Below are 2847 nucleotides of genomic sequence, written 5' to 3'. Positions count from 1 at the left end.
AGCACCGAGCTCATGCCGCCGTCGGCGAAGATGAGCTGTCCGGAGACGTAGTTCGAGGCGTCGGAGGCGAGGAAGATGGCAAGGCCGGCGAGTTCCTCGGGTTTTCCCCAGCGGCGCATCGGGGTGCGGCCCTTGACCCAGGCGTCGAACTCGGGGTTCGCGACCAGCGCCTCGTTCATGTCGGTCAGCATGTAGCCCGGCGCGATGGCGTTCGACTGGATGCCGAGCTCGCCCCATTCGGCGGCCATCGCCTTGGTCAGCATCTTGATGCCGCCCTTGGCCACGGTGTAGGGCGCGACGGTGGCGCGGGCGAGGTCCGAGGTCAGCGAGCCGATGTTGATCACCTTGCCCGAGCCGCGCTGCGCCATGCGCGTCGCCGCCTCGCGGCCGATGACGAAGGCCGAGGTCAGGTTGGTGTCGATCACCCGCCGCCAGTCGGCGGTGTCGAGCTCAAGCATCGGCTTGCGGAACTGGATGCCGGCGTTGTTCACCAGGATGTCGATCGCTTGCCCGTCCTCGTCGAAGCGCGCGAAGGCGGCGCGGATCGCCGCCTCGTCGGTGACGTCGAAGCAGGCACCCTCGGCGGCGAAGCCGGCGGCGCGCATCTCCTCCACCGCCTGCGCGAGGCGGGCGCCATTGGAGCCGTTGAGCACCACCTTCGCGCCGCAGGCGGCGAGCCCCTCGGCCATGGCCCGGCCGAGGCCGCGGGACGAGCCGGTGATCAGCGCGGTGCGCCCGGTCAGATCGAAAAGCGTCAGGCTCATGCGTCCACCTCCGACACGCGGGTGCTGAGATCGCCGCGCTCGAAGAAGGCGGGCAGCAGCTCGGTGCCGAGGCCCGGGCCCTCCATCGGGTAGACGTAGCCGCCCTCGATGCGCGGCACCTCGGTGACCAGCTCGCGGTACCAGCCGTTGTAGAAGGCGCGGACCGACTCCTGGATCAGCGTGTTGGGCTGGCTGAAGGACATGTGGATGGCGGCGGCAAAGCCGACCGGGCCGATGCAGTCATGCGGCGCGAAGGGGCGGTGGTAGGTGTCGGCCATGGCGGCGATCTTGCGGCCCTCGGTGAGCCCGCCGGTCCAGCACAGGTCCGCCATCACCACATGCGCGGCGTCGCGGTCCATGTACTCCTTGTAGGCGAAGCGCGAGCCCAGCGTCTCCGAGGCGCAGGTCCAGACCGGGGTCGAACGGGCGAACTCGGCCAGCGCCTGCGCGTTGTTCATGCGGATCGGATCCTCGAACCAGCGCGGCGCATAGGGCTCGACGGCGCGGGCGATCTCCATCGCCGTGGGCAGGTTCCACAGCGAGTGCATCTCGAGCATGATCTCCATCCTGTCGCCGACCGCCTTGCGGATCAGCTCGAAGGGTTTGATCGCCGCCTTCATCTGCTCGGCGGTGATGTACATGCCCTTGTTTTCGATCCCGGCGGGGTCGAAGGGCCAGATCTTCATCGCCGAGATGCCGCTCTCCAGCAGGTCCTCGGCGAGTTCGTCGGCGCGGGTCATGAAGGCGTCGAGATCCTCGTAGCGCGAGGGCTCGGCGGCGAGGTTCCAGGTGTCGACGGGCTTGATCTTGTTGGTGCGCACGTAGCGGGTGCCGGCGCAGGTGTTGTAGACCCGGACCTTCTCCCAGCTCTGGCCGCCGAGCACCTTGTGGACGGGCAGGCCGGCGGTCTTGCCGAAGATGTCCCAGAGCGCGATGTCCACGGCCGAGGCGGCGCGGTACTCGACCCCGGTCGAGGCCTGGGCGTTGGGCAGGCTGACCATCTCCTTGTGCAGCAGCTCGATGTTCAGCGGGTCCTGGCCGAGCAGGCGCACGGCCAGCGTGTTGTGGATATGGGCCTCGCAGGCCTCGGCGCCGTAGAAGGTCTCGCCGAGGCCGGTGATGCCGGCGTCGGTCTCGACATGGACCCAGAGCACATTGGCGAATTCTTCCGCGCGGAAGGTGCGGATCGCGGTGATTTTCATGATTTCCTCCAGGCCGGGCACGCCGGGCTGTCTCTCCGTGGCCCGTCCGGCGCGCATCGAGTCGCGTCTTCCGTCGGGTTTCCCGGGACAAGCTGTAGAGAGGCTGCTAGGGTGTGATCAAGCTAAAAATTCGTTATGATGTGACAAAAACGAAAAACCTGTATGAAAGGTAGGCAAGCGTGAGCACACAGGAAAGCGGGCTGGTGGACCGGGCAGTGGCCGAGCTGCGTGCCTATATCCGCAGGGAAAACATGAAGGTAGGCGACGCCCTGCCGAGCGAGCAGGCGCTCTCGGCGCAGCTTGGCGTGTCGCGGACGGTGGCGCGCGAGGCGATGCGGGCGCTGGCCGCGCTCGGGGTGCTGCAGATCGGCAACGGCCGGCGGGCGCGGGTCGCGGCGATGAGCCCCGAGGCGATGTCGATCCTGCTCGACCACACGGTCTACAGCGGCCAGCTGTCGATCCAGCAGGTGCTCGACGTGCGCCGCACCCTCGAGCTGCGCACCGCCGGGCTGGCGGCGCTGCGCCGCTCGGACGCGCAGGCGCGGGAGCTGCTCGAGATCGTCGACCGGATGTTCACCGCGCTGCGCACCGAGCCGACGCTGATCATGGAGCTCGACATCCGCTTCCACGCGCTCATCGCCCGCGCCTCGGGCAACGCGCTCTACGAGCTGCTGGTCGGCAGCTACGGGGTGATCACCCGGCAGACCTGGGCGATCGGCTGGCGCGCCCGCGGCTCGCAGGAGAACCGCGAGGAGAACATCCGCTGCCACGAGCGCATCGCCACCGCGATCATGATGCAGGACAGCTCCAGAGCCGAGGCCGCCATGACCGAACATTTCGAAACCGCAATCTCCGTCCTCATCCGCGCCGGAGTGACGTGA

At 68.1% G+C, this 2847-nt stretch carries 3 protein-coding genes; 1 reads left to right on the top strand and 2 read right to left on the bottom strand.

What is annotated here, in order from left to right:
- Positions 1 to 764, bottom strand: a 764-nt coding sequence (locus tag IQ782_RS29430; protein ID WP_194138214.1) for an SDR family oxidoreductase, incomplete at its 3' end; no start/stop codon positions are given.
- Positions 761 to 1966 carry a mandelate racemase/muconate lactonizing enzyme family protein gene (locus tag IQ782_RS29425; protein WP_194138213.1) on the bottom strand — a complete coding sequence of 402 codons (1206 nt, stop codon included), beginning with the start codon at positions 1964 to 1966 and terminating at the stop codon, positions 761 to 763. The genes IQ782_RS29430 and IQ782_RS29425, both read right to left, overlap by 4 nt.
- 179 nt (positions 1967 to 2145) lie before the next feature.
- Between IQ782_RS29425 and IQ782_RS29420 the strand changes: the two genes are divergently transcribed.
- Positions 2146 to 2847, top strand: a complete 702-nt coding sequence (locus IQ782_RS29420) for an FCD domain-containing protein (protein ID WP_194138212.1) — start codon at positions 2146 to 2148, stop codon at positions 2845 to 2847.

The organism is Salipiger mangrovisoli (assembly GCF_015223355.1).
GTDB classification, from domain to species: domain Bacteria; phylum Pseudomonadota; class Alphaproteobacteria; order Rhodobacterales; family Rhodobacteraceae; genus Salipiger; species Salipiger mangrovisoli.
The sequence above is the reverse complement of the archived record's forward strand: the minus strand, read 5'-3'. Positions and strand labels throughout refer to the sequence as shown.